The sequence below is a fragment of the Cytophagia bacterium CHB2 genome (assembly GCA_030263535.1).
Lineage (GTDB): Bacteria > Zhuqueibacterota > Zhuqueibacteria > Zhuqueibacterales > Zhuqueibacteraceae > Coneutiohabitans.
In genome coordinates, this window is record SZPB01000632.1 from 1 (window position 1) to 2590 (window position 2590).

The window sequence follows — 2590 nt, forward strand, 5'->3', positions numbered from 1 at the left end:
ATCATCCTTTACACCACGCCGGACGGCGCAGCGAAAGTGGAAGTGTTTTTTCAGGAGGAAACGTTCTGGCTCAGCCAACGCCGCATGGCCGAATTGTTCGAGGTAGAAGTCAATACCATCAATTATCATCTGAAAGAGATTTATGCCTCGGGCGAATTGCAGGAGCCGGCAACTATTCGAAAAATTCGAATAGTTCAAAACGAAGGCGGGCGCTCAGTTTCGCGTGAAGTGGATTTCTACAATTTGGACGCCATCATCGCCGTCGGCTATCGCGTCAACAGCCGCCAAGCCACGCAGTTTCGCATTTGGGCGACACAAGTGCTGCGCGAGTTCATCATCAAAGGCTTTGTATTGGATGATGAACGCCTCAAGCAGGGCAAGCGTTTTGGCAAAGATTACTTCGACGAGCTGCTCGAGCGCATCCGTGAAATTCGTGCGAGCGAGCGGCGCTTTTATCTGAAAATAACCGACATTTACGAGCAGTGCAGCATCGATTACAATCGCGACGCAGAAATCACGCAGACCTTCTTCAAGACGGTGCAGAACAAGCTACATTGGGCCATCACCAAACAAACACCGCACATGGGATTGACGACGTGGAAAAATGCGCCGCACGGCAAAATCATGAAGTCGGACGTGAGCATAGCCAAAAACTATCTGGAAGAGAAAGAAATCAAAGCGCTGGAACGCGTCGTGACCATGTTTCTTGATTACGCCGAAAATCAAGCGGCGCGGCAGATTCCGATGAAAATGAAAGACTGGGTGGAGAAGCTGGACGCCTTTTTGAAGTTCAATGAATATGATATTTTGCAGAATGCAGGCAAAGTCTCTCATGAGGTCGCCAAAGCGTTGGCCGAGGAAGAATACTCGAAATTTCGGGTGATTCAAGATCAATCGTATGAAAGCGACTTTGAGAAAGCGACGAAAAAACTGAAAAGACCATGACCATGCAGTTGTGGCAAATTTTGCAACAACTGCGTGAGTATGAGTAGAATCAAACCATTGCGATACGACACCACTAGGACAAGCAGCAAGGAAAACCGCATGAACCGACACGTCAACGCCATTGCAGGACGCTTGAGTCTCCGGCCACCACAACGCCAGTCTTTGGAGATTTTACACCGCATTGCCGAGATCGTTCCACCGCAAGCAGGCGTGGAACGCGAAGCCGCGCTCGCCACGATTCGCCGCGAGTTTCCAACCGTGACGGATTTCGAAAGAGACTTCCCTTCTCTCTGCTTCGCGCTCGCCACCGGCGTGGGCAAGACGCGCTTGATGGGCGCGTTCATCAGCTTCCTGCGCCTGGCGCACGGCATCAACAATTTCTTCGTGCTCGCGCCGAACCTCACCATTTACAACAAGCTCATCACCGACTTCACGCCCAACACGCCGAAATACGTTTTCAAAGGCATCGCCGAGTTTGCTACCGAGCCGCCTTTGATTGTTACGGGCGATAACTACGAGAGCGGCAAAGGCGTGCGTGAGGGCGAACTGTTCGCGGCCGCGTTGCACATCAACATTTTTAATATTTCCAAAATCAATTCCGAAGTGCGCGGCGGCAGAGCGCCGCGCATCAAGCGGCTGTCGGAATATATCGGTGAAAGCTATTTCGATTACCTTGCCGACTTGAAAGATCTTGTGCTGATCATGGACGAGTCGCACCGTTACCGCGCTTCGGCTGGCGTGCGCGCCATCAATGAGTTGAAGCCGGTGCTGGGATTGGAGCTAACAGCCACTCCGTTTGTGGAAACCAGTCGCGGCCCAATCGCATTCAAGAATGTCATCTACGACTATCCACTGAGACGTGCGATGGAAGACGGATTCGTCAAAGAGCCGGCCGTGGTGACGCGCAAGGATTTCAATCCCTCCAGCATGTCCGCTGAAGAGATTGAACGCATGAAGCTCGAGGACGGTATCCGGCTGCACGAGAGCGTGAAAGTGGAACTGGAAACCTACGCGCGAGAAACCGGCAACTCATTCGTCAAGCCGTTTCTCTTGGTGATTGCGCGCGACACGACGCATGCCGGCCAGTTGCTGCAGTTGATCAAATCGGAAAGCTTTTTTGATGGGCGCTATAAAGATAAAGTCATCCAAGTCGATTCCAGCAAATCCGGCGCGGAAGAAGATGAAATGATCCAACGCCTTCTCGCCGTCGAAAGCGCAAAAGAGCCCACGGAAATCGTGATTCACGTCAACATGTTGAAAGAGGGTTGGGACGTGACGAACCTCTACACGATCGTGCCGCTGCGCGCCGCGAATGCCCGCACGCTGATTGAGCAATCCATCGGTCGCGGCTTGCGTTTGCCCTATGGCAAGCGAACGGGAGTGACGGCCGTGGATCGCCTGAACATTGTGGCGCATGACAAATTTCAAGAGATTGTTGATGAAGCCAAGAAACCAGATTCTACCATTCGTCTGCAGCAGGTCGTGCTGAATCCGGAGCAGCTTGCGCAAAAAACTGTCACTGTAGTTTCCCAGCCGCAATTGGCAACCAAACTTGGGCTGCAACCCGAGTACATCACCCCCAGCACGATCGTGGCCGGCGCGAGCGTTGCGCCGGTGTTCACGAAGCCGGAGGAACAAAAAGTCG

General features: G+C 52.7%; 2 protein-coding genes. Both read left to right on the forward strand.

Annotation, left to right across the window (positions count from 1 at the left end):
• Window positions 1-945, forward strand: a complete 945-nt coding sequence (locus FBQ85_29680) for a virulence RhuM family protein (GenBank protein ID MDL1879301.1) — start codon at window positions 1-3, stop codon at window positions 943-945.
• Window positions 946-1044: 99 nt separating this feature from the next.
• The coding region (locus tag FBQ85_29685; protein ID MDL1879302.1) for a type III restriction endonuclease subunit R at window positions 1045-2590 on the forward strand (1546 nt) is incomplete at its 3' end.